This is a genomic window from Parabacteroides sp. AF18-52 (assembly GCF_003479145.1).
Classification (GTDB): Bacteria; Bacteroidota; Bacteroidia; order Bacteroidales; family Tannerellaceae; genus Parabacteroides; species Parabacteroides faecis.
Window position 1 is genome coordinate 1 of record NZ_QUGR01000044.1, and the last position, 1,356, is coordinate 1,356.

The 1,356-nt window shown below is 38.6% G+C and carries 2 protein-coding genes; both read right to left on the minus strand.

Annotation, left to right across the window (positions count from 1 at the left end; genetic code table 11):
- Positions 1–131 precede the first annotated feature (131 nt).
- On the minus strand, positions 132–740 hold the full coding sequence (locus tag DWX23_RS24745; RefSeq protein WP_122376457.1) for a type 1 glutamine amidotransferase family protein: 609 nt from the start codon (positions 738–740) through the stop codon (positions 132–134).
- Positions 741–867: 127 nt separating this feature from the next.
- The coding region (locus tag DWX23_RS24750; protein ID WP_122376458.1) for a HEPN domain-containing protein at positions 868–1,356 on the minus strand (489 nt) is incomplete at its 5' end.

Here is a 1,356-nt window from a genome sequence, read left to right on the forward strand (position 1 = left end):
CTTTCATTATGCTTGATTATGTACAACATTAAACACACAAATGTATAAAAAAAGCCGGACTGACTTAATCTTTTTATTCTAAATCATATACTTGCATTACGTTTCTATTTCTTGATTCAAATATTTCATGTTTATTCTACCTCAGGTGCTTCCCAAACGCCTGTTTTATTCATTCGATAGCTTTTCTCTATCATTTTCGGAGTATATGCATCCAAAGCATAGAGTATTTCACGGCAGAACTCCAGTGCAGAAAATCCGTTGGCTGTTACAATGTTACCATCTCTTACTGCCGGGCTGTCGATATAGCGGCATTCACCTTTATAGCCTGCTCCGGCAAACGCTTTGATGTATTCCAATGCATTACTGGTGTGGTTCACCTCATTGAGAAACCCGTGCATCCCCAGAAAAACAGAAGCATTGCAGATACCTGCAACCAGTTTCTTGTTCTCGATGGCATTTTTTACTAACGGTACAATCAATTCGGCTTCCGGGGTAAACCAACTCATACCACCGATCAATACGATTCCCGCATAATCGGCAGGAATATCGTCGATGCTGTAATCGGGCAATATCTTGAAACCACCGCACGAAATGACAGGGTCTTTTGTCACCGACACCGTTTTGACCACATATTTACTCTTAATATCAGGCCCACAGCCGAAATTTAAGTACGGGCCAATATACGCGCCTTCCCAATCGGCAAAGTCTTTGAGCAGTATAAATAAAATCTCTTTTTTCATGATTTTGTTGCTGTTTAATTGTTGTTGTTAATAAACTGTTTTTCACATATAGATTTAACAATCTCTACAAACCGTTACGGCTCTTCGAGAATACTTAAACGTTGTACAGGGGTCAGGCTGGTATCATCTATATAGTACTCTGTTCCCCATACTCCTTTATCTTCGCCTCGCAAATCCGTTTCGCAATATCCCTGAGCAATTCGACTTTCGGGATAAGGGCGTCGATATCCTCTTTCGTTACTACAAAATACGGGGTATACCTCGCTTCCACATAGGCTGCTTTTAAAAGTACAAAAAGTCGTTTTTCTTCAGGTGTATTTTGTGGAAACACAGTTCCCAGATCATCGATATAGCGCCTTACAGAAGAAGATAACTTAGAAAGATTGTGTTGTTTGTTATTTCGTAAAGTAAAAGTCAAACGAATGGCATAATAGTAATTCTCACAAGCTTGATGTAAATAAAATGAAGACATTTGAAATCTCTCTCTTCCTTTATTCGTTACAGCATCATCAAAAAAGAAATTTCCCTTTTCAAATTTCTCATCAAAATACTCCTGCGCCTGTTCCTTTATTTCCGCAAAGTTCAGTTTTCTTCTACGTGATAATTTGTATTTACC

What these genes read in the sequence shown, in the direction of transcription:
- DWX23_RS24745 (WP_122376457.1), bottom strand. Translation starts at nt 740, where the DNA reads ATGAAAAAAGAGATTTTATTTATACTGCTCAAAGACTTTGCCGATTGG.